Annotated in this window: 21 protein-coding genes and 1 pseudogene; 19 read left to right on the plus strand and 3 right to left on the minus strand. The window is 60.2% G+C overall.

The genetic code is table 11. The annotated features are described in order from the left end of the window. Nucleotides 1-344 precede the first annotated feature (344 nt). The 19 genes and pseudogenes from M0D69_RS23955 to M0D69_RS24045 all read left to right on the plus strand — a co-directional run bounded on the left by M0D69_RS23955 (nt 345) and on the right by M0D69_RS24045 (nt 20,646). The gene (locus M0D69_RS23955; RefSeq protein ID WP_301784366.1) at nt 345-893 is read left to right on the plus strand and encodes a hypothetical protein; all 549 of its coding nucleotides are present in this window, start codon (nt 345-347) and stop codon (nt 891-893) included. A 126-nt stretch (nt 894-1,019) separates the two neighbouring features. Further along, nucleotides 1,020-1,136, plus strand: a pseudogene (locus M0D69_RS23960) (NAD(P)H-dependent oxidoreductase); the annotation flags it as partial. Between the two features lie 690 nt (nt 1,137-1,826). Beyond that, the gene (locus M0D69_RS23965) at nt 1,827-2,381 is read left to right on the plus strand and encodes a glutathione peroxidase (protein WP_301784367.1); all 555 of its coding nucleotides are present in this window, start codon (nt 1,827-1,829) and stop codon (nt 2,379-2,381) included. Between the two features lie 720 nt (nt 2,382-3,101). Further along, entirely contained in the window at nt 3,102-4,145 is a 1,044-nt protein-coding gene (locus M0D69_RS23970; protein ID WP_301784368.1) for an NAD(P)-dependent alcohol dehydrogenase, read from the plus strand. A gap of 25 nt (nt 4,146-4,170) precedes the next feature. After that, nucleotides 4,171-4,488, plus strand: coding sequence for a hypothetical protein (locus M0D69_RS23975; protein ID WP_301784369.1), 318 nt, complete (start codon nt 4,171-4,173; stop codon nt 4,486-4,488). Next, entirely contained in the window at nt 4,485-5,489 is a 1,005-nt protein-coding gene (locus M0D69_RS23980; RefSeq protein WP_301784370.1) for a GTP-binding protein, read from the plus strand. The genes M0D69_RS23975 and M0D69_RS23980 overlap by 4 nt, the downstream gene beginning before the upstream one ends. Beyond that, complete coding sequence (locus M0D69_RS23985; RefSeq protein ID WP_301784371.1) at nt 5,486-6,577, plus strand: WD40 repeat domain-containing protein; 1,092 nt, start codon at nt 5,486-5,488, stop codon at nt 6,575-6,577. The genes M0D69_RS23980 and M0D69_RS23985 overlap by 4 nt, the downstream gene beginning before the upstream one ends. 43 nt (nt 6,578-6,620) lie before the next feature. Next, nucleotides 6,621-6,824, plus strand: coding sequence for a hypothetical protein (locus M0D69_RS23990; RefSeq protein ID WP_301784372.1), 204 nt, complete (start codon nt 6,621-6,623; stop codon nt 6,822-6,824). A gap of 611 nt (nt 6,825-7,435) precedes the next feature. Further along, on the plus strand, nt 7,436-9,106 hold the full coding sequence (locus tag M0D69_RS23995) for an aromatic/alkene/methane monooxygenase hydroxylase/oxygenase subunit alpha (protein ID WP_047897147.1): 1,671 nt from the start codon (nt 7,436-7,438) through the stop codon (nt 9,104-9,106). Nucleotides 9,107-9,173: 67 nt separating this feature from the next. Next, nucleotides 9,174-10,265, plus strand: a complete 1,092-nt coding sequence (locus M0D69_RS24000) for an NADH:ubiquinone reductase (Na(+)-transporting) subunit F (protein WP_301784373.1) — start codon at nt 9,174-9,176, stop codon at nt 10,263-10,265. A 66-nt stretch (nt 10,266-10,331) separates the two neighbouring features. After that, nucleotides 10,332-11,417 (plus strand): toluene hydroxylase, encoded by a 1,086-nt coding sequence (locus M0D69_RS24005; RefSeq protein WP_301784374.1) that lies wholly within the window; start codon nt 10,332-10,334, stop codon nt 11,415-11,417. A gap of 44 nt (nt 11,418-11,461) precedes the next feature. Continuing rightward, nucleotides 11,462-11,815, plus strand: a complete 354-nt coding sequence (locus M0D69_RS24010; RefSeq protein ID WP_047897150.1) for an MmoB/DmpM family protein — start codon at nt 11,462-11,464, stop codon at nt 11,813-11,815. A gap of 83 nt (nt 11,816-11,898) precedes the next feature. Further along, entirely contained in the window at nt 11,899-12,918 is a 1,020-nt protein-coding gene (locus M0D69_RS24015) for an amidohydrolase family protein (protein WP_301784375.1), read from the plus strand. Beyond that, complete coding sequence (locus M0D69_RS24020) at nt 12,915-13,709, plus strand: metal-sulfur cluster assembly factor (protein ID WP_301784376.1); 795 nt, start codon at nt 12,915-12,917, stop codon at nt 13,707-13,709. The genes M0D69_RS24015 and M0D69_RS24020 overlap by 4 nt, the downstream gene beginning before the upstream one ends. Nucleotides 13,710-13,741: 32 nt before the next feature. Then, nucleotides 13,742-15,379: a molecular chaperone GroEL gene (locus tag M0D69_RS24025; RefSeq protein WP_301784377.1), complete on the plus strand. Its 1,638-nt coding sequence runs from the start codon at nt 13,742-13,744 to the stop codon at nt 15,377-15,379. Between the two features lie 478 nt (nt 15,380-15,857). Beyond that, complete coding sequence (locus M0D69_RS24030) at nt 15,858-17,933, plus strand: sigma-54-dependent Fis family transcriptional regulator (protein WP_301784378.1); 2,076 nt, start codon at nt 15,858-15,860, stop codon at nt 17,931-17,933. A 182-nt stretch (nt 17,934-18,115) separates the two neighbouring features. After that, nucleotides 18,116-18,538 (plus strand): rubrerythrin family protein, encoded by a 423-nt coding sequence (locus M0D69_RS24035; RefSeq protein WP_047897154.1) that lies wholly within the window; start codon nt 18,116-18,118, stop codon nt 18,536-18,538. Between the two features lie 164 nt (nt 18,539-18,702). Further along, nucleotides 18,703-20,040: a heterodisulfide reductase-related iron-sulfur binding cluster gene (locus tag M0D69_RS24040; protein WP_301784379.1), complete on the plus strand. Its 1,338-nt coding sequence runs from the start codon at nt 18,703-18,705 to the stop codon at nt 20,038-20,040. A gap of 24 nt (nt 20,041-20,064) precedes the next feature. Further along, complete coding sequence (locus tag M0D69_RS24045; protein WP_301784380.1) at nt 20,065-20,646, plus strand: DUF3501 family protein; 582 nt, start codon at nt 20,065-20,067, stop codon at nt 20,644-20,646. 55 nt (nt 20,647-20,701) lie between these two features. Here the strand turns inward: M0D69_RS24045 and M0D69_RS24050 are convergent, their stop codons facing one another. From M0D69_RS24050 to M0D69_RS24060, 3 genes are all read right to left on the minus strand, one after another. Continuing rightward, nucleotides 20,702-23,176, minus strand: coding sequence for a penicillin acylase family protein (locus M0D69_RS24050; protein WP_301784381.1), 2,475 nt, complete (start codon nt 23,174-23,176; stop codon nt 20,702-20,704). Between the two features lie 165 nt (nt 23,177-23,341). Then, complete coding sequence (locus M0D69_RS24055; RefSeq protein WP_301784382.1) at nt 23,342-23,929, minus strand: membrane integrity-associated transporter subunit PqiC; 588 nt, start codon at nt 23,927-23,929, stop codon at nt 23,342-23,344. After that, nucleotides 23,926-25,470: an intermembrane transport protein PqiB gene (locus M0D69_RS24060; RefSeq protein WP_301784438.1), complete on the minus strand. Its 1,545-nt coding sequence runs from the start codon at nt 25,468-25,470 to the stop codon at nt 23,926-23,928. Before M0D69_RS24060 ends, M0D69_RS24055 begins: the two co-directional genes overlap by 4 nt. Nucleotides 25,471-25,506 lie beyond the last annotated feature (36 nt).

The following is a 25,506-nucleotide window of genomic DNA, read 5'->3' on the forward strand; positions in this document are numbered from 1 at the left end:
GTTGAATCGCAACCTGCATGATCTGCGGGTCTGCAATTTCGAGCTTGCGCATGGTTGCCTCTCCAAAAGAGTAACCACGCAATCATATAATGCTGCAATATTTATGTCGCCATGTTTAATTCGGTGCGGCGCGTGCGCGGGTCGCTTGAGTATCTGGTCCGGAATTGAAACTTGACACCGAGCCTTGTTCGATCGATCCGTACGAGGTATTTGCAACGCCATTTTGAGTGCGAAGTCGAGCTTCGGCGGCTTAGGCCAACCAACATTTTATTCGAAATTCTTTCAAATCTTTTTCCATGCCGTGTGTCAAAAGTCTATGGATGAACGACGTAAGGAGTTTTGACATGGCGTCCCGCGAGTCGAAAATAAACAGCCTCGCATTGCGTCGGGCCTATAGCGCACGCATCGTGCTGGCCTGCGCGGCGGTGCTCGCGCTAGGCGCCTGCGCGCAGCCCTGGCAGGGTTTCCAGGCAGGTGAACAGGAAGCGGTCGTGATCGCTAAGCTGGGCCAGCCGCGCGAGGCTTACGAGCTACCTGGTGGCGCGAAACGGCTGATGTGGCCGACGCAGCCTTGGGGCGAATTCACCACGGCTGCGGACATCGACGCGACGGGCAAGGTGATCAGCGTCCGGCAAGTGCTGCAGCCCAGCGAGTTCTATCGCGCGGAGCTCGGCAAATGGACGAAGAATGACGTCCTGGTCAACTTCGGCCGACCGGAGGAGACGGCTTACTTCCCATTGATGAAGCGCGAAGTATGGAGTTATCGCTATCTGGAGGACGACGTGTGGTACCAGCTCTTCCACTTCTATTTCGACAGCACCGGCGTGCTACGCGCGACTCAGAAGAGCCCTGATCCGCTCCACGAACACAATGGAAACGACCAGCCGTCCTGATTGGTCGCAGCGTATGAAAATGGCAAAGCGGCGCTGGTGCGCGATGCCGCGCGTCAAGAGCTTATTGAAATAACGACCACTGCAGGCATTGGTGCCAAGGCAGTGCGAGCGGGGTTTGCGCATGTTCCCCTGGCTACGGTCGAGCAACTGGCGCAAGCCGACGCCATCATCTTCGGTACGCCCACGCGGTTTGGCAACATGTGCGCGCAGGTGCGCAATTTCCTCGATCAGACCGGCGGGTTGCCATCCGCGCTGGCGGGAAGGGCGCACGTTTATGACCGTGACGCCGGGGAGTTGGAGCATACGGTGACCCGGTCGGCCCCACTAACGGGGTGGGTGGGGCCGACCGGGTCAAATGAATGGTCAGGTCACAGAAGTCGTATGGGGCACGATGACTGCGCCTTGCGGACCACCACCGCCAGGCCCTCCTCCTGGGCCACCGTGTCCGGGACCACCCCATCCTCCACCCGGCGGGCCCCACCAACACCCGCCAAGTAGCGATGTTGTGGCCGCCAGGGCCGCCATAGCTGCAATCTTTCTCATGCACTTCTCCTTCGTTTTCAGTGGGTCGCACCCGTTCACGTGGTCGATACGATCGCATGAACGGCATGACTGCTTTTAACTTATCAGCTTCGGCCGAAGCACTTACTACGGCGAGTAACAAAACAATAACGCCAGTTATCCTGCTGCACCGACCGGAGCAGCACTGCAGACGCCCGGGGTAACGCGACGCGGCCTCTTACGCGATGCACTGCGCACTCATTGCGCTCACCAGTCGATACAAAAAACAATAATGGGTAAGCCCTTGGCGACAGTTGGTAATCAGCCTTGGGATATAACTCGCCGGACGCATCGCGCGCTGCTTTGACGATTCCGAAGTACGATAGACGGCGCTTGATCCCACACTCATCTCATTCTCCAGCGAGTCAAACCATGAGCCAGACAATCTACGATATTCCGGTTAAATCCATCGACGGCGCAGCGATTACGCTCGAGCCGTTCAAGGGCAAGGTGTTATTGGTGGTGAACGTGGCCTCCAAGTGCGGACTTACGCCGCAATACGAAGGCCTGGAGAAACTCTACGAGGACAAGCGGGCAGAGGGCCTGGAAGTGCTGGCGTTTCCGGCGAACAACTTCAAGGGCCAGGAGCCGGGCAGCGACGCAGAGATCAAGGAGTTTTGCAGCCTGACCTACGATGTCAAATTCCCCCTGTTTTCGAAGGTATCGGTGGTGGGCGCCGACCAGCATCTGCTTTACCGGACGTTGACCAGCACGCAGCCGAATGCCACCGGTGACGGCCCTTTTCGTAATCGGCTGAAGGGTTACGGCATCGAGCCTAATCCTGCGCCGGACGTATTATGGAATTTCGAGAAATTCGTGATCAGCAGGGATGGCCGCGTAGTGGGCCGTTTCGCCCCCGATGTCACGGCCGACGATCCACGCCTGCTCGAAGCGATCCAGGCGGAACTGTCGAGCGAAGCGCAGTAACGGCGTGCCCATGAGTGAGTGGCGGTCGTGCTTGGATTGAATCGGGCAGAGCAATCAGAACAGTTTGTTCGGAGTTCTTACGGACATCAGATCGAGTAGAAGCCGCGATGTTGAAGCGCAGACGAGGGGTGATTGACCTCGTCTGCGCGAAGCTCAATCGATGGTGCGATTCACGCTCGGCGGCGCCTTTGGCCCGGTTAAAGCGAACGAATACGCCGCTTGATTTCACTGGCGGCGTTTTGGGCGACCAGTAAATCACGGGCGTGGACGACGGCGAGCGGCTGGCCCGCGTCATCACATTCCCCCTTCAATAGCGACACTCATATGTCCGATTTCGAGACACATGCACTAGCCATCGCTTGATCAGGCGTCCGATTCTGCGACAGTGGGCGAATTCCCAAGCAGGCCAGAGCGGCCATTCAGTCAGTCACTTTCCTTTTGTCCGCCGGGCATTAAGGCCCGGCTGTGGCGGGTTAAGCGTCATCGGCACAGAGATTGCATTAACAAAAGCGATAAAACGCGTTGGAGGAGCCGGCGAGTTCTCCAGTCGGCGCATTTCGAACGCGCGTCGGGCGTAACCAAAGCGCGGACAGCTGGCGGCGGGGGTGCTTACTAGCGGATGCGTTATCACGAACCGCCAATTGCCGTTCTTCGCCGCCAGATAGCAGGCCATTTATATGCTGGCAAGTTTCCCTGCAAACTGTGATAAGGAGACGAAACGTGAAAGCTGCAGTGCTGCATGAATACGACGAATCATTGACCCGTGACGAGTTCGTGCGTTACGAGGAGGTCGTTGATCCGAAGATCGGGCGAGCCACCGACGTGATCGTGCGTATAGGAGGCGCCGGTGTCTGCCGCACCGATCTGCACGTTGTCGAAGGCATTTGGCGCAGCAAGGTCGACGTGGTCTTGCCCTACATCATGGGCCACGAAAATGCCGGCTGGGTCGAGGCGGTGGGATCCGCCGTGGAGAGCGTCAAGGTGGGCGATGCCGTGATCTGCCATCCGCTCGTGACCAGCGGCCACTGCCTGGCGTGCCGGCGCGGCGACGACATGCATGCGACCGACAGCAGTTTCCCGGGCATCAACGCTAACGGCGGTTATGCCGAATATCTGCTGACGGGCGAGCGTTCGCTGATCAAGCTGCCGAAGTCGCTTGCGCCCAAGGATGTCGCGCCTTACACCGACGCTGGATTGACCGCCTACCGCGCTGCCAAGAAGGCGTCGCGCCATCTGTTGCCCGGCCAGTTCGCCGTTGTGATTGGCGCCGGCGGCCTGGGTCACATCGGCATCCAGGTACTGAAGGCCTTGTGCGCTGCGGAAATCATCGTGGTCGACCGCTCGGAAACCGCATTGCAACTGGCAAAGGAATGCGGTGCGCACCATACGGTCAAGGGCGGCGGCGATGAAGTGCAAAGCGTGCTCGAATTGACCCGCGGCAATGGCGCGGAGGCGGTCATCGATTTTGTCGGCGAAGGTGATGCGGTCGCCAAAGGCCTCGCCATGACGCGCAACGGCGGGTTCTATTACATCGTCGGTTATGGCGGGAAGATCGAGTTGCCGACTATCGACATGATCACCAGCGAGAAAACCATCGTCGGCAATCTGGTCGGCACTTATCCCGAGCTGGTCGAGTTGATGGCGTTGGCCGATCGTGGACTGGTTCATCTGGCGACGAAGGAATACCGTTTGAGCGAGGCAAACCAGGCGCTCAAGGACCTGCACCATGGCAAGGTCAGGGGCCGCGCGGTGCTGATTCCATAGCGATGGATCCGACAGGGAGAGCGCCGTGGCGTCGCAGAACAATCCAAACCCGATTCCCGAGCGCGTGCGATTGGTCATTGCATTGACCGAGGTTAACTCCCGCTACTTGCGCGGCGAGAACCGATGCGCCGGCGCTGAGATCGAGTTGGCCTGTGCGCTGGCGTGCGAGAAGCGCGAAGGCGCCACGCCGGACCGGACGCGGGATATCGCGCAATTGCGGGAGCGGTTGCGCGCCTCGGAAAACGAGCTGCTGGCTATCGAAGCCGAGCGAGACTGGCTCGAGAACGAGCTGGCGAATTTCGACACGGCGGAGTCTGGCAAGCAACCGGGAGATTTGCAATGAATCGGATACCGGTCACTGTGCTTACCGGGTTTCTCGGCGCCGGAAAAACCACGCTGCTCAATCGCATCCTGCGCGAACAACACGGCCGGCGTTACGCGGTGATCGTCAACGAATACGGCGAACTCGGCATCGACGGGGGCCTCGTCGTTGGCGCGGAAGATGAGGTAGTTGAACTGAATAACGGCTGCGTGTGCTGCAAGGTGCGCGGGGACTTGATCCGCGTAGTGTCGGGGCTGATCAAACGCAAGGGCGGCTTCGACGGCATCCTGATAGAAATGTCGGGATTGGCGGACCCCGCGCCCGTGGTTCAGACATTCTTTGTCGACGATGCCATTCGTCAGCGCACGCGTCTTGACAGCGTGATTTGCGTAGCCGACGCGCTGCACCTGCAAGCACGGCTGGCCGACAGCCGTGAGGCCGCGGAGCAACTGGCGCAGGCGGACACCGTACTGCTCAACAAGACCGACCTCGTCGATGCGACTGGTCTGGCTTCGGTAGAAGCGGCCGTACGAGGTATCAATCCTACTGCCGAGTTGCTGCACAGTGTCCGCTGCGCAGTGCCGCTTGCAGGGCTGCTGGATCGAGGCGCGTTCGATCTCAAGCGCCTTCATCTTGACTCGTCGCCAGACGACGGCAACGAATCGCCCCGTGATGAGCGTCCTTTTCGCCACATATCCGTTAGCCCCGGCCGTCACAGTCATGGCATAGATTGCGTTTCGCTGCGCGTCGAAAAACCGCTGGAACGCAGCCGGTTTCTATCGTGGCTGCAGCAACTGGTGGTCGAGCAAGGCCAGGATCTGTTGAGAGCCAAAGGGATCGTCGACCTGGCGGGATCGGAAAGGCGCTTTGTGTTCCAGGGGGTGCATATGACCATGGACACGGATTTCGACCGGCCTTGGAGAGTAGATGAAGTACGCGATAGCAGGCTGGTGTTCATCGGCCGCAATCTCGATCGACGTGGATTGCGGGAGAGTATCGGGCACTGCAAGACCGACTCATGAATACGCCGCCGCCTTTGATCGAGCTGCTTGGGGCACGTTGGGTGACGGAGGCGCCCGTAGTTGCTGTCGTGTGGGATGCCGCGGGACTCAATGCCGGATTCGCGCTCGGTGACGGCACGCTGGCGCTCGCAGCTGCTGAATGGCGTGGCGGCCCAGGGCTCAAGCCGCGTCAGGGCGGCGGTGTCGAATTCGTCGAGCCGCAGGAACCCGCTGCGCCGCTGGCCCGTTTCAGCGTGCACGACGGCACCTGCCTCTCGCTCGCTGCCGACCCTGAAGGCGGATTTCTCAGCGGTGGCGACGACGGCCGGCTTGTCCACTTGAATGTGGATGGTGCGAGCGAAGTCCTTGTCGATGCCGACGGTGAGTGGATCGACCTTGTGGCGACGAGTCCGGCCGGTCGAGCCTATGCAACCGGGCGTCGAGTTCACTGGCTGGGAACGAAGCCTGCCAGTCTGGCGTTACCGGGTTCGGCAACGGCCCTTGCATTCAATGCCGCCGGCGAGCAGTTGGCGATCGCCCATCACGGCGGAGTCACACTATGGCCCGTTGACGCTCATGTTCCGCGCCTGCTTGCGTGGCCCGGCTATCACCGCAGCGTCGCCTGGAGTCGCGACGGCCGCTATCTGGTGAGCGGCATGGAGGAGAACGCATTGCACGGGTGGCGATTGCCGGACGGCGGCGACATCGAAATGGGCGGTTATCCCGGGCAACCCCTATCGCTATCGTTTTCGGCGGACGGCCGGGTCTTGGTCACGAGCGGTGGCCCGCGCGCGGTTTGCTGGCGATTCGATCCGCCCGGTGGCGATGACCAACCGCGAGAATGCGGCATTGCGGGCAAGACCCCGGTCACTCAGGTCGCTTGTCATCCCACCCATCCTTTGATTGCCGTGGGGTATCACAACGGCGCGGTACTGCTGTGCCAGCCGGGCGGCAGTGACGTCCTGTTCGTCAAGGGGTCCGGGGACAGTCCTGTCAGCGCGATCGCCTGGTCGCCTAGTGGATCCCGCCTTGCGCTGGGCACGGAGGCCGGTGAGCTCGGGCTCGTGTTGCTGCCGGAGGCGCTATTTAACTTCGGAAGCCTGCGATGAAGCAAGCGGACAAGACTTACTACACACAAAGAAGGAGACAACGATGACCGATGAACACTTCACCAAGGACCAGTTCTTCGAGCGACTGGGAGCGATTGGCGACGAAATGATCGCCGCTTACGGCAAGGACTTCGCGATGGGCGCCCTGGTTCTAGCCGCGCGTTTCATTGCCGAAAGGAAACCGAATGGTGATGACGCCCAGAGCGTGATTTATACAGGCGACAAGCATGGAGGCTTGCGACTGTAGGTTGTCGTGCGTTCAGGCTCAGGGCTGCGCGATGATCGCGCCGTCTAACTGCTTCGGGCGGTCTCGCCTTCCCCATGGCAGGTAAATGGTGGGGACCGAAACGAGGACGCAGTTTTTGCTGCCACTTAAATAATACGGCATCCAGATTAATTAAAGAATTCTCTTAAAAACACGACACTGTCGTTCCCTTTTTCCATGCACCATCGGCCGAGAGGGGAAGGCGACTGATGGTAGCCATGAGCGTCCCAATATCGGACAGATCGGCCGAATGCGAATGTCGCAGAACAAAACAGAATTAGCCGTCGGAAATGATGCGAGCAATCGCATGTGCTGCGCAGCCTTATAGGGCGCGACGTTAGCCTCATTGGCACGCAAATCGCTCTATGAGTGTAGATCGAGACCCAAGCGTCGATGATCCGAGGTGCATAACAAAACGACAGGAGGCATGGATCGTGAAGACCGGACCCGCGCACCTTTTGGTTCGCGACAGTGACCCCCGCCTGTGCTGTTGATTGTTGACTCTGGCCGTGGCATCAACCGGCCCTGCCCGTAGCGCCGCCATATGAAGGTGAAATACGACGGCGAATCGTGAAATGGAAAAGGAGAGCTCAATGTCTGATGGATTAACCCTCAACAAGATCACATCCCAGCGTGGGATCAGCATCGGCGAGGCGGCACGCCGCGTCGCCGATCTCGGCTGGACGCCCAGTTACGTCCAGGAGGCCATGACCTTCCCGACGGACTACAAGATCAGCAAGGCGCCACGCGACCCGATGAAACAGGTGCTGCGCTCCTATTTTCCGATGCAGGAGGAAAAGGACAATCGCGTCTACGGTGCACTCGACGCGGCGTTGCGCGGCGACATGTTCCGCAATGTCCAGCCGCGCTGGGTCGAGTGGATGAAGCTGTTCCTGGCGATCATTCCGTTCCCGGAAATCTCGGCGGCGCGTTCAATGGCCATGCTCGGCCGCCTCGCGCCCGGAGAGGAACTACGCACGGGTTTCACCATGCAGATGGTCGACGAGTTCCGGCACTCGACTATCCAGATGAATCTCAAGAAATGGTACATGGAGAACTATATCGACCCGGCCGGGTTCGATATCACCGAGGCGGCATTCGGCAAGTGCTACGCGACCACGATCGGTCGCCAGTTTGCCGAAGGGTTCCTCACCGGCGATGCCGTCACCGCAGCGAACGTCTTCCTGCAAGTGGTCGCTGAAACGGCATTCACGAACACCTTGTTCGTCGCCATGCCTTCGGAAGCCGCGCGCAACGGCGACTATGCATTGCCGACGGTGTTCCTCTCGGTGCAGTCCGACGAAAGCCGGCATATCGGCAACGGCCATTCGCTGGTGATGTCGGTTATCAACGACCCGGACAATCATCTGCTGCTCGAGCGCGATCTTCGCTACGCCTTCTGGCAGAACCACGCCATTGTCGATGCGGCGATCGGCACGTTCATCGAATACGGCACCACCGACAGGGACAAGAACAAGGAGTCGTACGCCGAGTTGTGGCACCGGTGGATCTATGAGGATTACTACCGTACTTATATGCTGCCGCTGGAAAAATACGGCATCAAGATTCACCACGACGACGTCGGGGCCGCATGGGATCGTCTGGTGAAGAAGAATTACGTGCACAAGGTTGCACAGTTTTTCTCCGTGGGCTGGCCGGTCAACTTCTGGCGTATCGAAGCTCAGACAGAAAAGGACTTCGAGTGGTTCGAGCACAAGTACCCAGGCTGGTACGCCGAATTCGGCGACTACTGGAAGTGGTATGCGAAGAAGAGCGTGCCTGGCGAGACCAACATGCTGTTCGACCAGGAAAACGGCTACGTGTACCCGCACCGCTGCTGGAGTTGCCTGGTGCCGTGCCTGATCCGGGAGGACTTCGTAGTCGACGAAGTGGACGGCCAGTTGTACACCTACTGCTCGGAGTTGTGCCGCTGGACCCACAAGGTGGCGTTCGCCTCGGAATACGAGGGGCGGCCGACGCCGGCCATGGGACGCTTCAGCGGGCGCCGCGAGTGGGAGGAGTGCTACCACGGCTGGGATCTGGCTGATTGCATCAAGGATCTCGGTTTCGTGCGCAGCGACGGCAAGACCCTGGTGCCGCAACCGCATCTGCGGTTCGACGACAGGAACATGTGGACGCTCGATCATGTTCGCGGTCACATCATCCAGAGCCCGATCGTTCTGCTTCGGGGAATGACGCCGGAGCAGCGCGAGAAGCACATCGCCGAATATCGAGCCGGTTTCAAGATTAATCCGGTTAACTGACGAAGCGATGCCGTCCGGGAGTGATTGAGTGGGTGACTACCGCTCCCGGACGAATCAGGAGGGCACGATGAGCGACACGCAATGGAAGAGGGATGCCATGCCGGATACAGTCGACTACCAGACAGTTCATACAGTGCGATTCGAGCCTGTCGGCGTCGAGATGGAGGTCGCGGAGGGCGAGACCGTGCTGGATGCCGCCTTCCGCCAGGGCATCTCGGTGATGCACGGGTGCAAGGAAGGGCAGTGCAGCAGTTGCAAGTCCCTGTTGATCGATGGCGACGTCGAGATGAAGAAGTATTCAACCTTCGCGCTGCCCGACTATGAGCGCGATACAAATCACATCTTGCTGTGCAGGACGCTCGCCTTCAGTGACCTGACGGTCGAACTGCTGAACTACGACGAAGACCTGATGCGCCGCTCTATTGCGGTGAAGGAAATAGGGGCAACGCTGACGAAGATAACCGCTCTCACACACGACATCCGGCTGCTGGAAGTGGAACTGGATCAGCCACTGCGGTTTTGGGCCGGCCAGTACGTCGACCTGACCATTCCGGGGCAGGACATTACCCGATCGTTCTCCATGGCGAGCGTACCAAGCGAGCCAGGGGGCCAGACGAGTCTTGCGTTCATCATCAAGAAATACCCCAATGGCGCCTTCTCTTCTCAGCTCGACGACGGCCTCAAGCCGGGCGACCGGCTGGTGGCGAAGGGACCGTATGGCACGTGCTTCCGGCGAGAAGAACAGCCGGGGCCGATGGTGCTGGTGGGCGGTGGATCGGGAATGTCTCCCCTGTGGTCGATCCTCAATGATCTCGTCCAGAGCGGCGAGCAAAGGCCGGTGCGTTTCTTCTACGGCGCGCGTACCCGTCGCGACTTGTTTTATCTCGCCGATTTCGCCGAACTCGCGGCGAAGCTGCCCGACTTCCGCTTTATTCCCGCGCTTTCGCACGCTGAAGCAGGCGATGACTGGACCGGCGAGACTGGCTTCATTCATGAGGTGCTTGGACGGACCTTGCGCGAGGAAGCGCTCACTGGCGAGATCGATGCCTATACGTGTGGTCCCACACCGATGATCGATGCGGTGATGCCCGTACTGCAAATGGCCGGGGTTGCGCCCGAGCGGCTTTATTTCGACAAATTTACTCAGGCCGTCCGCTGACCGGCCCCATGGCAGGGCTCCCGGTTGCGGGATGTTCCGATAACTGAAAGACGAAGGAGGATCAACATGAGTACCTCGATAGAGCAACCGGTACCGCTTGCATCAGGCGCGGCCGGTGCGGCCCAGTTTGCCGGTTGGGACAGCCGCAAGTACAACTACTACGAGCCGAAGGGGCGCAAGGCGACGCACTACGAGGACATGACCGTTGACGTTCAGCCGGACCCGAAGCGGTATTTGCTGCAGGACTGGATCATTTCGTTCGCCGATGGCACACCGACCTATTCGGAAACATGGACCGCCGCTAAATGCACGGACTGGCACAAGTTTCGCGCTGTCGATGAGGAATGGGAGCGCACCCACTACCAGCGCCAGTCCACGATCATCGGCATGATCAGCGGCGCTATCGGCAATGCCCGGCGTTCGGGCGCGGTGAAGCGGTTCGACAAGGCGTGGCTCAAGGTGCTGGAGCAGCATCTTGGAGCATACAAGCATGCCGAGTTTGGCTTGGGTACTTCGACCATGCACGCGCAGCGCTATGGCGTGACGCAGATGATCAATAGCGCCATCCTTACGAATGCGTCGTACAAGCTGCGTTTCGCCCAGGACCTGACGCTGTACTTGGGAGAGATTGCACTGGACGCGCCGAATCTCGACCTTGATGCCGGTAAGTCTCACTGGCTGAACGATCCGATCTGGCAGGAAACGCGCCGGGCAGTGGAGGCCATAGGCGGTGCAACCGACTTCCTCGAAAAGTACTTCGCGGTGAACGTGGTCTTCGAGCCGCTGGTGGCCGACCTATTCCGCAGCGGCTTCATCATGCAGATGGCCGCATCGCAAAACGACTTCCTGACGCCTACGGTTGTTTCCGCAGCGGAGGGCGATTACGAGCGCAACCTGGCCAACGCAGTCGAGCTGTTCCACATGCTTGCCAACGACCCGAAGCACGGCGACGCCAACCGCAAGTTGTTCGGCGAGTGGTTGGAAAAGCACGGCGCCCTGGCGTCTGCCGCTGCGAAGCATTTGCAACCAATCTGGTCGATTCCGCATGTCAAGGTGGTTCAGTTCAACGACAGCATGACCAGTTCGATAGAGCGCGCCGAGATGATCGCCCGAGAGATCGGCGTTCATTTTCCTCTGGCGATCCAGGCCTGAGCCATTCTTTAGTAATACGACCTAACCGGGAAGAGGAGCACGCAATGTCAGTGCATACCGACAACATCTTCAAGTCGATGAAGGACGTTCGTTTCGAGCAGACCATTTCTCATCAGTGTGGCGTCACCATGAACGATAGTGTCGAGGCACGCGCGATTGCAGAGTTAATGGCGCACAAGCCCGGCATCACGGTGACCTACCTGCCCGCGATGATTCGTATCGACGGGCAGGGCAAGATCGAGTTCAAGATGAGCGAGATCAGTGAATCGCTTGGCCGCGAGATGACCCCGCATCTGTTCGAGATATCCACCTCGACCCATTACGGGCGGATGGTGATGATAGACGACGACACCGTCGTGCTGTTCGGCAATATGGACGACGCCATGGCTTACGAGTGACAACGTAACCCGCTACTGAACCTCGCGAACGGCTTTGCATGACATGACGCCGGTCGCTCTCGCACAACCATGGAGACAATGTCATGTATCGAACCACGGACGGTGAAGAGATATTCATCATCGACGGGCACGTTCATCTTTGGGACGGCAGCAAGGCCAACTTGAAGAATGTTCATGGCCAGCAGTTCATCGATTGCTTTTATGCTTATCATTCGAACTTGAGTCCCAAGGAGTATTTGTGGCCCAAGGAGAAGTTCGACAAGTACGGCGAGGAAGCCATGTACAACGACCTGTTCGTCACAGGATACGACGACATGGCGATCTGTCAGCCGACGTATCTGACGGACTTCTACAAGAACGGCTTCAACACGACCGAGGCCAACTATGTGTTGAAGGAGAAATACCCGAACCGGTTCATTGTGAACGGTGCGTTCGACCCTCGCGACGGCGAGGCCGGGCTCGATCGCCTGGACGAGTTGTCCGAGCGCTACAAGATCCAGGGCGTCAAGCTCTATACCGCTGAATGGCGCGGTGACAGCAAGGGTTACAAGCTGTCGGACCCAGGCGTGCAGAGGTACTTCGAACGCTGCGAAAAGCTGGGCATCAAGAACATCCACGTCCACAAAGGGCCGACCATCCTGCCGCTTAACCGCGACGCCTTCGATGTTGCCGACGTCGACGACGCGGCGACCAGCTTCCAGAACCTGAACTTCATCGTCGAGCACTGCGGCTTGCCGCGCCTGGACGATTTCTGCTGGATCGCGACCCAGGAAACGAATGTGTATGGCGGCCTGGCTGTGGTGCTGCCGTTCATTCACACCCGCCCGGAGTATTTCGCCCATGTAATTTCGGAGCTGCTCTTCTGGATCGGGGAAGACAAGATCCTGTACGGCAGCGACTACGGTATCTGGTCGCCAAAGTGGCTGATCGAGAAGTTCATGGCGTTCGAACTGCCGGAATCCGTCAGCAAGGAGACGGGCGTTCAATTGTCGCTGACAGCGAAGAAGAAAATCCTCGGGCTCAACGCGGCGCGCTTGTATGGGGTTGACATTGAAGCGCAGAAGAAGCTGCTCGCCGACACCCGGCAAACGGCTACGGTATGACCATCATGGCAGCCGTTGCTACCGTTGAGCGTACTGCGCAAGTGTGGGCGCGGCTCCAGTCTGTCATCGATCCCGAACTCGACGAATCGGTGACGGAACTGGGTTTCGTCACCAGCGTCGAGGTCGATGCAGGCGGTCACGTCCGCGTCGATTTCCGCTTGCCAACTTACTGGTGCGCCGCCAATTTCGCGTTCCTGATGGCCGACGACATGCGTATTGCCGTCACGGCCTTGCCGTGGGTCACGAAGGTCACGGTGGGCCTCGGTGAGCACATGTATGCCGACGAGATCAATCGCGGCGTCGCGGCCGGCCTGTCGTTCCAGGCGACTTTTGGTAATGAAGCCAGCGGCGAACTGGAGGAAGTCCGCCGGACCTTCATGGTCAAGGCTTTCCAGCGAAGGCAGGAAGCGCTGCTGACGTATCTGATCGAGGGCCGGCATGAGCCCACGGCGCTGGTGCAGTTGAGCGTGGTGGGGCTTGCCGCGCTGCCATGCGATGCCGAGGGTCATCGTCGCGTCGAACGATACCTGGAGCGACGTCCGGTCGTCGGGTCGGGCGCGGATGAACTGGCCTTCGTCGACCACGAAGGCGCATCGCTCGATGCCGGCCAGATCCATGCCTATCTGCGCAACTTGCGGCGGATTGGCGTCAACGCCGAATTTAACAGCGCGATGTGCCGCGGTTTGCTGGCTACCCGATACGGCACAGCATGCACACCTCAAGTGGAGGTCAAGCCGGTGCATTTCGTTCGTTCTATCAGCTCGGCCAGATCGATTCAAAATGGTTTGTAATCCAAAGCTATCATAAAAGGAGACAGGCAATCATGCCGAATATCATGCTGCATGACGATGAGGCCCGCATGGCTCTCGGCCGCGGAGTCGCTAAGCTTGCCAAGGCGGTACGTGGCACGCTTGGGCCCCGCGGAATGAACGCGATCATCGACCGTCCGATCGGTACGCCGATCATTTCCCGCGACGGTGTGAGTATCGCCAATGAGATCGAGCTGGAAGACGTGTTCGAGAACATCGGCGCACAGGTGGTGCGGGAGGTATCGAAGCAGACCAATGAAGTCGCCGGCGACGGGACTACCACGGCGACGGTTCTGGCCGATGCGCTGGTACAGGATGGCTTGGCCTGCCTGGCGGAGGGGGCCAACCCCGTCGAGTTGGTCCAGGGTCTGGAGGCTGCTGTAACCGAGGTCATTGCGGCGCTCAAACGTACGGCGACCCCGCTGCGCGGAAGCGAAGAGGTCCGTGCGGTAGCTATAGTGGCCGCCAACGACGAGGTCACGGGCGCGATGGTGGCCGAAGCGCTGGAGCGGGTAGGCCCCGATGGCATCGTCGATGTCGAATATGGAACCACGGTTGAGACCCGGCTCGAAGTGGTCGACGGCATGGCATTCGATCGTGGCTACCTGTCTCACCACATGGTCACGGACCTTGAAAGAATGCAGGTGGTGCTCGATAACCCGCTCATTCTGATGACCGATCAGCGGTTACAGTCGCTGGAAGAAGTAGCCGCAATCCAGGCGCTCGTAGCGAAAAGCAAACGCCCGCTGCTGATCATTGCCGAAGAGGTTGCGCCTGCCTGTGTGGTGAGCTTGCTCGCCTGGCGTGACAATGGCGGTGTGCCCGTGGCGGCCATCCATCCGCCCGAATACGGACATTGGCGCAAAGCGATGCTCGAGGATATCGCCATTGTCACGGGAGGCCGGGTGATCGCCCGCGATCTGGGCGGAAAACTCGAGACCACGGAGCTGCGAGATCTCGGCAGTGCCCGGCAAGTGCGCATTTCCGCAAACCAGACCATCATTACGGCCGGTGGCGGCGATCCGGTCGGGATCGTTGCGCGTCGCCAGCAGGTCGCGCGCCAGTACGAGATGGCGCCGGAGAACGTTGAACGGGACAAGTTCCAGGTGCGCCTCGCCAAGCTATCCGGCGGCACAGCGATGATCCTGGCTGGCGGAGCTACGCCCGTCGAACAGAAGCGGCGGCTTCATCTGATCGAGGACGCGATCAATGCCGCGCGCGCGGCGATTGCCGAGGGTGTCGTGCCGGGAGGAGGGATGGCGTTGCTGCGGGTGTCCTCCGAGCTTGAGGGGGTCGTTTCACGAACTCAAGGCAGTGTTCAGCAGGGCGCGAGACTGCTGCAGCGTGCTCTTACGAAACCGCTGTATCACATCGCGACGAACTGCGGCCTGAACGGTGAGGCGATCGTGGCCGAGGCGGTGCGATCGAAACCGGGCATGGGACTCGATGCGCGCACCGGTGCCTTCGTGAACCTGGTGGATGCGGGCATTATCGATCCGGTGAAGGTCAGTTACAGCGCAGTGCGCAATGCGGCCTCGGTGGCTGGGTTGATCCTGACCACCCAGACGCTGATCGCCAAGAAGCCGGAGTCCATCGATCCTACGGCCGGGCCCGCCCTTGGCGGCGGCGCTGAAATGTTTGGCCGTAAGTAATCGTGTCGTCACCGGCTTCCGCACGCAGGCCGGTGAAACAGTTATGAATACTTCGGTATCCGAATTTGTGGGTGGAGATTCGTTACCTGAATTCGGACAACCCGAATTCCGCCTCGCCCGGCTCATCCGGTAGGAGGCGTCAAGTCCGTTTCGCGTGAACGCTTGATTTGACTTGCCTTGCTCTGTAATAGCCGGCTATTACGCCAATACCCGTTGAGTCATTTCCGCCAGGAATAGCGCTGCAAGGGTTCCTTATATGTCTGCTATGTGTCTTGTAAAAGAATAGTTAGCCACGTTGGCCGGACCGTGTTTTCCCGAGCGGACCTGATCAAAAGCTAGGCATATACTAGCCCGTGGTGTTGCTGCCAGCTTACAGAAGCGAACAACGGGAAGCGCCAGCCGCAATACCAGATAGCGAGTCACGACGAAGCCTGCCGCAGAGGGGTTTCGGGTTGACCAATCGCATCGGAGGAGACTTGTGGCGAGACATCAAACTGACAGTGTGTCAGGTCCTGGCGATCAGGCCGTGATGCATGGCGTGATGGCCCAGGCGCAGCGGGCCGACGTCGTCCACTCTGACCGCAACACAATGCACGCTTGGGAGCGTTTCCTGGCGGGCGATTCATCGTTGTCGGTTCCTTCGGCTCTGATCGCGTCGTGGCAGCGTAGTCTGCAGTCCGGCGTCAATCCTTCTGCAAACCTCGCGCCGTTCGCGGTACACGGCGACGCGGTCGAGGCTTTGCGCTGGCGTCATCGGGAGTTGCTGGCGGCCTCCGATCGACTTTTCGCCGCGACCGCGGACCTTTTCGCGGATTCGCATTCCATCTTGCTTCTCACCAACCAGGATGGTGTGATTCTCAAAGCCGCGGGTGACCTTCGCACCCTGACGGCCGGCGAGAAAATCCATTTGACGACAGGCGGCGACTGGCGCGAAGGCATGGCCGGCACCAACGGCATCGGCACCGCGCTCGCCACCGGCGAGCCAACCTATATTCATGGCTCGGAACACTTCTGCGAAGGGATCAAGTCATGGAGTTGCGCGGCGGCGCCGATCTGCGAACCCGGAACCGGTGCGATCATAGGTGTACTCGACATTTCCGGACCGCCTTCGACTTATCAGATCAATAACCTGACATTGGCGATTACAGCGGCACGACAGATCGAAATGGTGCTGGCCGAGCAGTCGGCCCGTCAGCAGATGCGTCTATTGGCTTTTTGCCTGCAACGGCTTTCATCGTCCGATGCAGCGGGGATGATCGCCATCGACCGGCGCGGCCGGCTCGTTCACACGACCGGCAGAGTGCCGCTTCCCGTTGGCATCGGAGAGCGGTTTCCCGGGATGGACGAAAACTCCGCCGTGGAGGACTGGGCCCGGCACCTGCCCCGAGGCTTGCGTGCCGAATGGTTCAACCCGGTCGTTGTAGAAGGCAGCACGATTGGCGCAATGCTCGTTGTTCCCACAATGCGATCGCGCCCGGCGGCCAACCGGATTGCCGAGCGTAGCAGTGCACTCGGGAATGCGGTCGGGAACGGCGCAGGCAACGAGGCGGGAAGCGAGGCGGGAAGCGAGGCCGATCCTCAACGCAACTGCTTCGCCCAGATACTGGGGCAAAGCGCGACAATGCTCGCTGCCGTCAATCGAGGACGCCAGCTTGCCCGCAGGCGCGTGCCGGTATTGATCGAGGGCGAAACCGGAGTCGGCAAGGAACTGTTCGCGCGCGCAATACATGGAGAGGAACGCGGGGGCGGAGCTTTCGTCGCGTACAACTGCGGGGCGGCGTCGAAGGAGCTGATAGGAAGCGAGTTGTTCGGCCATGTGCGTGGGGCATTTACGGGAGCCACGGCAGAGGGACGGCCCGGCCGGTTCGAACTGGCGCATGGCGGCACCTTGTGTCTCGACGAAATCGGCGAGCTGCCGCTCGAATTACAACCCGTCCTGTTGCGCGCTCTCGAGGAGGGCGTCGTCTACCGGTTAGGAGACACACAGCCACGGCGCGTCGATGTGCGCCTTTTGGCGATGACCAATCGTAATCTGCACGACGAAGTAAAATCCGGCCGATTCCGTGGCGACCTCTATTACCGCATCAGCGTCACCCGCATACGGATCCCCCCTCTGCGCGAGCGGGACATCGACATCGATCTCCTGGTCGAACATTTCAACCGGCGACTGGCTCTTCGCCACGCGGTTCCATTAAGGCGGCTGAACCCCGAAGTCATGGCGGTGCTGCGAGCCTATTCGTGGCCGGGCAACGTCAGGGAGATGCGAAATATTATCGAAAACTTGCTTTTGACGTCGCGCGAGGAGGAGGTGGCGCTCGACGAATTGCCTGCGGAACTGCTAGACGAAACGGGGACCATCGGCGCGGCTGAGCCGGTGCTGCGTCAGTCCGCCAGTCTGGAAGAAACGGAGCGCGTGGCCATTGCTCGCGCGGTGCATGGCTCGCATGGCAATCTTGCCCAGGCTGCCCGTTCGCTTGGCGTTTCGCGCAGCACGTTATATCGAAAGCTGGAGCTCTATCAACTGGAAGGCATCGTCAAGCCGGCGATGGAATGACCGGCTTCCGTGTTGCAAACGACTATCGGCGGGATTGAAAACTACAATTGGGGACACCCAATCCACCTGCTAGATTTAAATGGGACTGTGCAGCTTCGCGCGACTGCATGGCGAGTCATCAAGACTTAGACGACCTATATTACAACCGCGCACCCCCAATACAGGCTTGCATGGAGGTTCAGATGTCGCAACTCAAGGGTTCGAAGACTGAAGAAAATCTGAAAGCAGCGTTCGCTGGCGAATCTCAGGCGAATCGTCGTTATCTATATTTCGCGGGCAAGGCGGATGTCGAGGGTCAGAACGACGTGGCAGCGCTATTCCGTTCGACAGCGGAAGGCGAAACCGGTCACGCACATGGGCACCTCGAATATCTGGAAGCGGTGGGAGACCCCGCCACTGGCTTGCCGTTCGGCTCGTCGCGCCTGAACCTGCAAGCGGCGGTTGCCGGCGAAACACACGAATACACCGACATGTATCCGGGTATGGCGAAGACGGCGCGCGAAGAAGGTTTCGACGAAATCGCCAATTGGTTCGAAACGCTGGCAAAGGCCGAGCGTAGCCACGCAAATCGGTATACCAAGGCGCTTGACGCGCTAGTCGACTGACGTGAGGCGCGTCGGCGGCAGCGCCGGCGTTCCTCATACACGTGGCGCCAAGTATGCGGCGACGGTTCGCAGGCGTTCGCTTGTGTTGGCGTGATGCGCAGCATTGCGCCAGTCATCCGCGATCCAAGTACAAAAGCACAAAATTACAAATGGAGCACGACGGCATGCCCCACAAAGAAGGCAGTCTCGAAGCGCCCACCCGGCATCCGCTCGACTGGCTCTCGGACGGGTTCTACGACCAGGAGGCACTCGATCAGGAGCTCACACGCGTCTTCGATATCTGCGCGGGGTGCCGGCGTTGTGTGTCGTTGTGCGGTGCGTTTCCGACGCTATTCGATCTGGTCGATGCAACCGATACCGGCGAAGCACACGAAGTCGACAAACGCGAATTCGGCAAGGTGGTCGACCAGTGTTACCTATGCGACCTGTGTTACATGACGAAGTGTCCCTATGTGCCCCCGCATCCGTGGAATGTCGATTTTCCGCATCTGATGCTGCGCGCCAAGGCGATCGACTACAAACGCGGCGACGTGAAGCTACGCGACAAGTTTCTCTCGAACACCGACGCGCTCGGTCATTTCGCGGGCATTCCGGTCATTACGCAGACGGTGAACGCGGTCAATCACACCGCCGCGGCGCGCGGCATGATGGAAAAAGCGCTCGGCGTCGACAAGGACGCGTGGCTGCCCGATTTCGCGGCGCGTAAATTCCGCAGTGCAGCAAAAAAATCACCGGTGTCGCAGGCTGTCAATGGCGAGCGTACGCCCGGCAAGGTAGCGATTTACGCCACCTGTTACGTGAATTTCAATGAACCCGGGATCGGCCACGATCTGCTTGCCGTGCTCGCTCACAACGACGTGCCTTACGAACTCGTCACGAGCGAAGCGTGTTGCGGCATGCCGTTGCTCGAACAAGGCAATCTGCAGGGCGTTGCGGACAAAAAAGCGAAGAACATGCCGGTGCTCGCGAAATACGCGCGCGAGGGTTATGCGATCATCGGCGCGATTCCGAGCTGCGTGCTGATGTACAAGCACGAACTGCCGCTGATGTTTCCCGACGATGTCGACGTGCGAGCGGTCAGCGAAGCCTTCTGGGATCCTTTCGAGTACTTTGTTTCGCGTCACCGGGATGGACTCCTGAAGACCGACTTCAAAACCGGATTGGGCAAGGTGGCGTATCACGTGCCGTGCCACGCACGAGTGCAGAACATCGGCCGCAAGACGTCTGAAACCCTGGCGTTGGTGCCGGACACGCAGGTGAGCGTAGTCGAACGATGTTCCGGACATGCCGGCACGTTCGGCGTGAAAAAGGAGTTTCATCGTACGGCGATGCAAATCGGCACGCCGGTATTCAAGGCGATGGCGCAGCCGCAGCCCGATTACATTTCGTCGGATTGCGCGCTGGCCGGTCATCATATCGAACAGGGGCTTGAGGAAAATGGCTTGCCGAAAGCGCAACTCGCGCATCCGCTGACGCTATTGCGCAAGGCCTATGGCCTCTGATATTCCGCACTGCAAGGACACCCGATGAGTATCGCCCGCCATTCGCTGTTGTCGCTCGAGAACTATTCGAAGTCGCGCATCGCCATGCGCAATCAGGTGATCGAGCACAAGAAAGAGCGCACCGTGCCGCTAGGTAATCACGTCACGTTCCTGTTCGAAGACGAGTTGACGATCCGCTATCAGATTCAGGAAATGCTCCACATCGAAAAGATTTTCGAAGAGGAGGGGATTCAGGCCGAACTGGATGCCTACCTGCCGCTCGTGCCGGACGGCAGCAATCTGAAGGCGACAATGCAGATTGAATACGCGAACGAAATCGAGCGACATGCGGCGTTGGCGCGGCTGATTGGCATCGAGGATCGCGTGTTCATTGAGGTAGAGGGCGGGCCGCCGGTGTATGCGATCGCCGACGAGGACCTGGAACGCGAGAACGATGAGAAGACCTCCGCGGTGCATTTTGTCCGCTTTGAGCTAACGCCCGCGATGAAAGCGCGTTTGCGCGATGGGGCCGCGTTGCAGGTCGGATGCGATCACCCGAACTATCTGGTGCCGGCGCAGACGATCGAGTCCCGGCAGCGGGCGTCGCTGTTGAAGGATTTGACGTGATTACCGGTGTTGACCGGCACTGCCGGAGGCGGTGACGCTGGAGCGTCCAGACAGTTCACTGCGCTGGCCGCACCAACTCAAGCCGGTGAACTGTCTCACCCGGCAGGAACGGCGTTGTGTCGCCATGCACCCACGCAACATGCCCCGCGAGAAAATACGGCGACAGCGGGTTTCCCGATTGCCCGCCGGGCATCTCGAAGATGCCGTCCTGCTCGCGCCCCGGTGACACGACCATCCGTTCGGATGCACCGAATGTCGGCGTCTGCACCCGGGGCATGTTGAAGTCGCCCGGCAGCGGGTCGTGCGGTGCGCCGAGCCAGCCGCGCACCCACGGGAGCCACGACGGCAACGTCCGCGCGAACGGATGCTCGATCGCAGCGCGGTTGCGATCGCCCCAGCGTGCGTCCTCGAGCTTGGTGCCCGCGGGCAATTGGTCAATCGCATGGTCGATCCGGTCGAGCATGAAGGCCCGCCAGTCGGTGAAACCGTCCGGCACCCAGGCGCGATGCTCCGCGAGCGCTTCCATCACCGCGTCGTAGCGCGAACTCGCGGCGCGATAGCCGAGTTGCAGGCCGGGCGCGGTGATATCGGCGTCGAGCTTGCCGAACCAGGCGTCATAGAGCGAAAAGTAAAACGCGCGCAGCAGCCGGTAGCCGGTTGCATTGGCATCCGCGCGACCGTTCCATGTCTCTATCAGCCGCCGGAATTCAGCACGTTGCGGATGGTCCTTCAGCGCGTCGGTGTCGAGGGCGGAAAGAGCCAGGCGTCGCCAGGTGTCGATCCACAGCGCGCGGTCGTCGGTTTGAATCGACAGCATGTCGCGTTCGCTGGCGCGCGGCACGGCGAACAGGTCGTCGCGGATTTGTGACGCGCGCGCGCCTACGTCGGTACCGGCATCGCCGGCAAGCGCCGCTTCGGCTGGCGGCAAGGTTCGATTGTTCGCGGTCCACAAGCGCCCGAGCGGCGGGTCGATCCGCGAGGGGTACGCGTCCGGCGCGAGGTAGCCCTGCCAGCCGCGATACGTGGCCGAATCGAACGGCAGGTCGCTGAGCGGTCCGCTTGATGCGTCCGCAGCATCGTCACGTTTGGGCAGTGGACCGGCAAGCGTCCAGCCGATCTTGCCGTGCGAATCGGCGACCATGAAGTTCTGGGTGGGAATCCCGCTGGTTTGCGCCGTATGCAGTGCATCCGCGACGCTCGCGCTGTCTTCTAGCCGCTGCAGGTTCAGGTTGATCGCCTGACGATCGTGCGCGACCCAGCGCAGCGCATACGCGTGCGAACCGACGACGATCTGCGGGCCCCAGCGCGTATCGACGACGGGTAAGTCGACCGGCTGGCGGCCTTTGACGGCGATGCGTTCATGGTGGACGGTCGCGCGTTCCCAAGCGCCGCCTGCGATCCGGTATTGCAACGGATCGGCGGGATTACGCTGCAATTCGATCAGATCGATGAAACGGCCATAGCTGTTGGTGAAGCCCCAGGCAATCTGTCCGTTGCTGCCGGCGATCACTAGCGGGCCACCAGGCAGGCTGACGCCGGTGATGCGGCGCAGGTGCCCATCGGGTCCCGGCCACGCGAGCGACAGCCGGTACCAGATGCTCGGCAGCGACAGGCCGAGATGCATGTCACTCGCGAGGAGCGCACCGCCGTGCTCGCTGTGGGCGCCATCGACCACCCAGCCGTTGCTGCCGACCATCGATTGGGTCTCTGTCAGACTGCCGTGCTGCGACCCGGTGTTCGATGCCGGGACGCCTGCCGGTTTCAGCGTGTGCAACCAGTCCGGGCGCGTGGAGGGTAGGGGCGCGGGAGGCGTCGCGGGTTCATCGGGCGAAGGCGGTGCGACATCGAACGGCGCGTCCCAATGGCTCGTCGCCGGGAGGAGGAACGCGAACAGATCAGCCGGTACCTGCTCGTGCAATGCCGCGCGCGACAGGATGCGGCGTATCTCTTCCGATTGCAGGTCGAAGTACATTGCATAGACTGCCAGCAGCGTGTCTTCAGGGCGCCACGCTGCCGGCTGCGTGCGCAGCATCCAGTACTCGAACGGGCGCGCGGCCAGCGACGCGAGTCCTTCGTTGACGCCGGCCGTGTATCGATCGAGTAGTTGCCGCTGATCGGGAGGCAGAGCGTCGAGCACCATCCGCGCGCGTTCGCGGAAACGATGCGGCCGGTTGCGGCGATCGAGCTCGAGCGCGGCCGGACCGACCAGTTCGGACATCTCGCCCGCGGCGACGCGGCGCAACAGATCCATCTGGAAAAAGCGATCCTGAGCCTGCACAAAGCCGGTGCCAAAGGCAACGTCATTGCGGGTGCTGCCTTGCAGCGTTGGCACGCCGAGCGCGTCGCGTTCGATCGAGACCGTTGCCGACAGCGCAGACGCAGCGCGTGTACCGTCGAGTTGCGCCAGGCTGGCGCGCAACGTCATATAGCCCGCGATCACGACGACCACGATGATAGCGACGAGTGCGCACACCAGTCTCGTCAACCAGGCGGAACACCGCCTTTGTAAGGAAAGGCTCGGACGATTCATTGCAGAAGATTGATGTCGTTGTCACCGTCCTGTCATGCCGGTCAGGTCGGTCGGAGGGCGTATGACCATAGCACGCCTGCGATTAAAGCAGTGTGGGCAGGCGACATTGGAGCGAGCCCGATGCGGGAGCAATGCGACGATCAGGTGTGGACTCCGTCCCTCGTGTCACTGCCGCATCGCCGAATGCGTCGCTACGGCGATATCGTTCGCCACGGACGCGAGTGCTCGACTGTGTGCCTTGAGCAGGGCGTCGTAACCAGGCCCGCCCGCGGCCTCATGTACAACACTGCGACCGCTAACTTTCTCGCCTCGCTTCGGCGAACGCACCAACCAGATAACCGCCAGCGTCACCGTCCCGTTCGTTGACGAATCGAAGGCCTGCACGTCGACCGATATGCGGTAGGCATTGTCGTCCACACGTTGCGGGTAAGTGGACACAATCGCCCCCGGGATGAACTGCACAAGATCCGCCGCCAGCACACGCGGAATCTGACTCTTCAAGGGCTCTGCCCAGCGAGCGAACTCATCGATAGACACGCGGTTCGCATCCAGCGTAGTCACTATCTGCGATCGATCGACCAGTTCGGGAACCGTAACGGGATCGATCGCGATCATGACCGGATTGATGCCAGACGACTGTTCGACAACTTGAACCGGGCTCAACGTGTAGAACTTCGATGCTGGCGACGTTGCGCACCCCGCAAACAGAGTTAGCACGACTACTGTCCAGGGAAACCATGGATATCGGTTCATTGCTTGTCCTCGGTCTTGCCGCGCAGCAGCGCTTCCGGATGGCGTTCGAGATACTCCGCCAGCGAGCGGAACGACGCTGCGGTCCGTGACAACTCGCGCATTGTTTCAGCGGTGCTTTGCTGCAATGGCGAGTCGCTTTGCAGCGCGCGATTCGCCGACGTGAGCGCCTCGCGAGCCGCAGTCAGCGTAGCTTTTGCCTCAGGCGCCACATCCGTATTGATGGTGTTCATCAGCGTGCCTGCGTCACCGAGCGTCTTGCGCAGGTCCTGGCTGATCCCCTCGAATGGAATCTTGTTCAGCTTGGCGACGAGACTGGTGATTGAGTCTTGCAAGCCCTGCAGGTTGCCTGGCACCGTTGGCAGCTGGGGTGTCTTTACACTCCAGTCGACGCTCGCTTTCGGTGCGGCGGGGAAGAAATCGATCGCAATATACAGTTGTCCCGTCAGCAGGCTGGCGGTCCTCAGTTGCGCCCGCAGCCCTTTTTTTACCAGGTCTTCCGCAATGGCTTTTCGTTCCGACGACGTAATCGCACTACGGGCTCCCGAGTCGTCGCTCGCGACCAGGCGCTCAGGAAAAATGCTCACCTCGACGGGGATACTAAATTCCTTCGTTGCCGGATCAAAGTGCGTGCGAATCGCCGATACCTCGCCAATGACTATCCCCCGGAAATCGATGGGCGCACCGACGGTCAACCCGCGTACAGACTCCTTGAAGTCCAGCACGTATTTATCGATGATGGCGTCATGCTGCTTCATTGCCTCGGCCCGATCGACAAAAAGTTCGTACTGGTGCCGCGCTTCTGCTTCAGTCTTGCTGATCGTGTCAGGCGGGTTCTCGAATGCCAGGCCACCAATCAGGATTGACACCAATGATTCGGTGTTGACCTTTACGCCGGTCGTATCCAAAGTCACGTCAACGCCGCTTGCGTGCCAGAAGCGAGTGTCATTCGTTACGTACTTGTCATAAGGCGCATTGATAAAAACGTGCAGGGTCATTCCCGTGCCGTCAGGGTCAAGTGCGTACGAGACGATCTGACCGACCTGAAGCCGCCGGAAGAATACGGGCGAACCTATATCGAGTGAGCCGATGTTCCCGCTCTTAAGCACGAACTCTCGCCCTGGCGCGCCTGAGGCCAGGACCGGCGGCGACTCGAGTCCGACAAAATCGCGTCGCGCTTTTTGCGCCGTACCGACGTCCATTCCGATGTGAGAACCGGACAACAATGTCCCTATGCCTGACACAGTGCCGCCGGAGATGCGCGGCCGAACGACCCAGAAGCGAGTATCGTCGACGAGCATGCTGGAGGCGTTGCGGGACATCTCGGCACTGGCCAGCACCGTCTTGTGATCGTCGGAAAGCTCGACACTTTTGATCGTGCCGATATCGACATTCTTGAACTTGATCTTCGTCTTGCCAGCTTCGATACCCTCACCGGTGGAGAAGCTGATGGTAATGGTCGGGCCTTTTTGCATGATCGACTGCGCGGCCAGCCATCCCGCGATCAGGACGGCGACAAGCGGCACCAACCAGACAAGCTGCATGCGCCACTTCGACCGGCTGACCGCGACTGCAGTCGG

The sequence above is a fragment of the Caballeronia sp. SEWSISQ10-4 2 genome, from assembly GCF_030464885.1.
In the GTDB taxonomy this organism is placed as follows: domain Bacteria; phylum Pseudomonadota; class Gammaproteobacteria; order Burkholderiales; family Burkholderiaceae; genus Caballeronia.

What these genes read in the sequence shown, in the direction of transcription:
- M0D69_RS23955 (WP_301784366.1), top strand. Translation starts at nt 345, where the DNA reads ATGGCGTCCCGCGAGTCGAAAATAAACAGCCTCGCATTGCGTCGGGCC.
- M0D69_RS23965 (WP_301784367.1), top strand. Translation starts at nt 1,827, where the DNA reads ATGAGCCAGACAATCTACGATATTCCGGTTAAATCCATCGACGGCGCA.
- M0D69_RS23980 (WP_301784370.1), top strand. Translation starts at nt 4,485, where the DNA reads ATGAATCGGATACCGGTCACTGTGCTTACCGGGTTTCTCGGCGCCGGA.
- M0D69_RS23985 (WP_301784371.1), top strand. Translation starts at nt 5,486, where the DNA reads ATGAATACGCCGCCGCCTTTGATCGAGCTGCTTGGGGCACGTTGGGTG.
- M0D69_RS23990 (WP_301784372.1), top strand. Translation starts at nt 6,621, where the DNA reads ATGACCGATGAACACTTCACCAAGGACCAGTTCTTCGAGCGACTGGGA.
- M0D69_RS23995 (WP_047897147.1), top strand. Translation starts at nt 7,436, where the DNA reads ATGTCTGATGGATTAACCCTCAACAAGATCACATCCCAGCGTGGGATC.
- M0D69_RS24000 (WP_301784373.1), top strand. Translation starts at nt 9,174, where the DNA reads ATGAGCGACACGCAATGGAAGAGGGATGCCATGCCGGATACAGTCGAC.
- M0D69_RS24005 (WP_301784374.1), top strand. Translation starts at nt 10,332, where the DNA reads ATGAGTACCTCGATAGAGCAACCGGTACCGCTTGCATCAGGCGCGGCC.
- M0D69_RS24010 (WP_047897150.1), top strand. Translation starts at nt 11,462, where the DNA reads ATGTCAGTGCATACCGACAACATCTTCAAGTCGATGAAGGACGTTCGT.
- M0D69_RS24015 (WP_301784375.1), top strand. Translation starts at nt 11,899, where the DNA reads ATGTATCGAACCACGGACGGTGAAGAGATATTCATCATCGACGGGCAC.
- M0D69_RS24020 (WP_301784376.1), top strand. Translation starts at nt 12,915, where the DNA reads ATGACCATCATGGCAGCCGTTGCTACCGTTGAGCGTACTGCGCAAGTG.
- M0D69_RS24025 (WP_301784377.1), top strand. Translation starts at nt 13,742, where the DNA reads ATGCCGAATATCATGCTGCATGACGATGAGGCCCGCATGGCTCTCGGC.
- M0D69_RS24035 (WP_047897154.1), top strand. Translation starts at nt 18,116, where the DNA reads ATGTCGCAACTCAAGGGTTCGAAGACTGAAGAAAATCTGAAAGCAGCG.
- M0D69_RS24040 (WP_301784379.1), top strand. Translation starts at nt 18,703, where the DNA reads ATGCCCCACAAAGAAGGCAGTCTCGAAGCGCCCACCCGGCATCCGCTC.
- M0D69_RS24045 (WP_301784380.1), top strand. Translation starts at nt 20,065, where the DNA reads ATGAGTATCGCCCGCCATTCGCTGTTGTCGCTCGAGAACTATTCGAAG.
- M0D69_RS24050 (WP_301784381.1), bottom strand. Translation starts at nt 23,176, where the DNA reads ATGAATCGTCCGAGCCTTTCCTTACAAAGGCGGTGTTCCGCCTGGTTG.
- M0D69_RS24055 (WP_301784382.1), bottom strand. Translation starts at nt 23,929, where the DNA reads ATGAACCGATATCCATGGTTTCCCTGGACAGTAGTCGTGCTAACTCTG.
- M0D69_RS24060 (WP_301784438.1), bottom strand. Translation starts at nt 25,470, where the DNA reads ATGCAGCTTGTCTGGTTGGTGCCGCTTGTCGCCGTCCTGATCGCGGGA.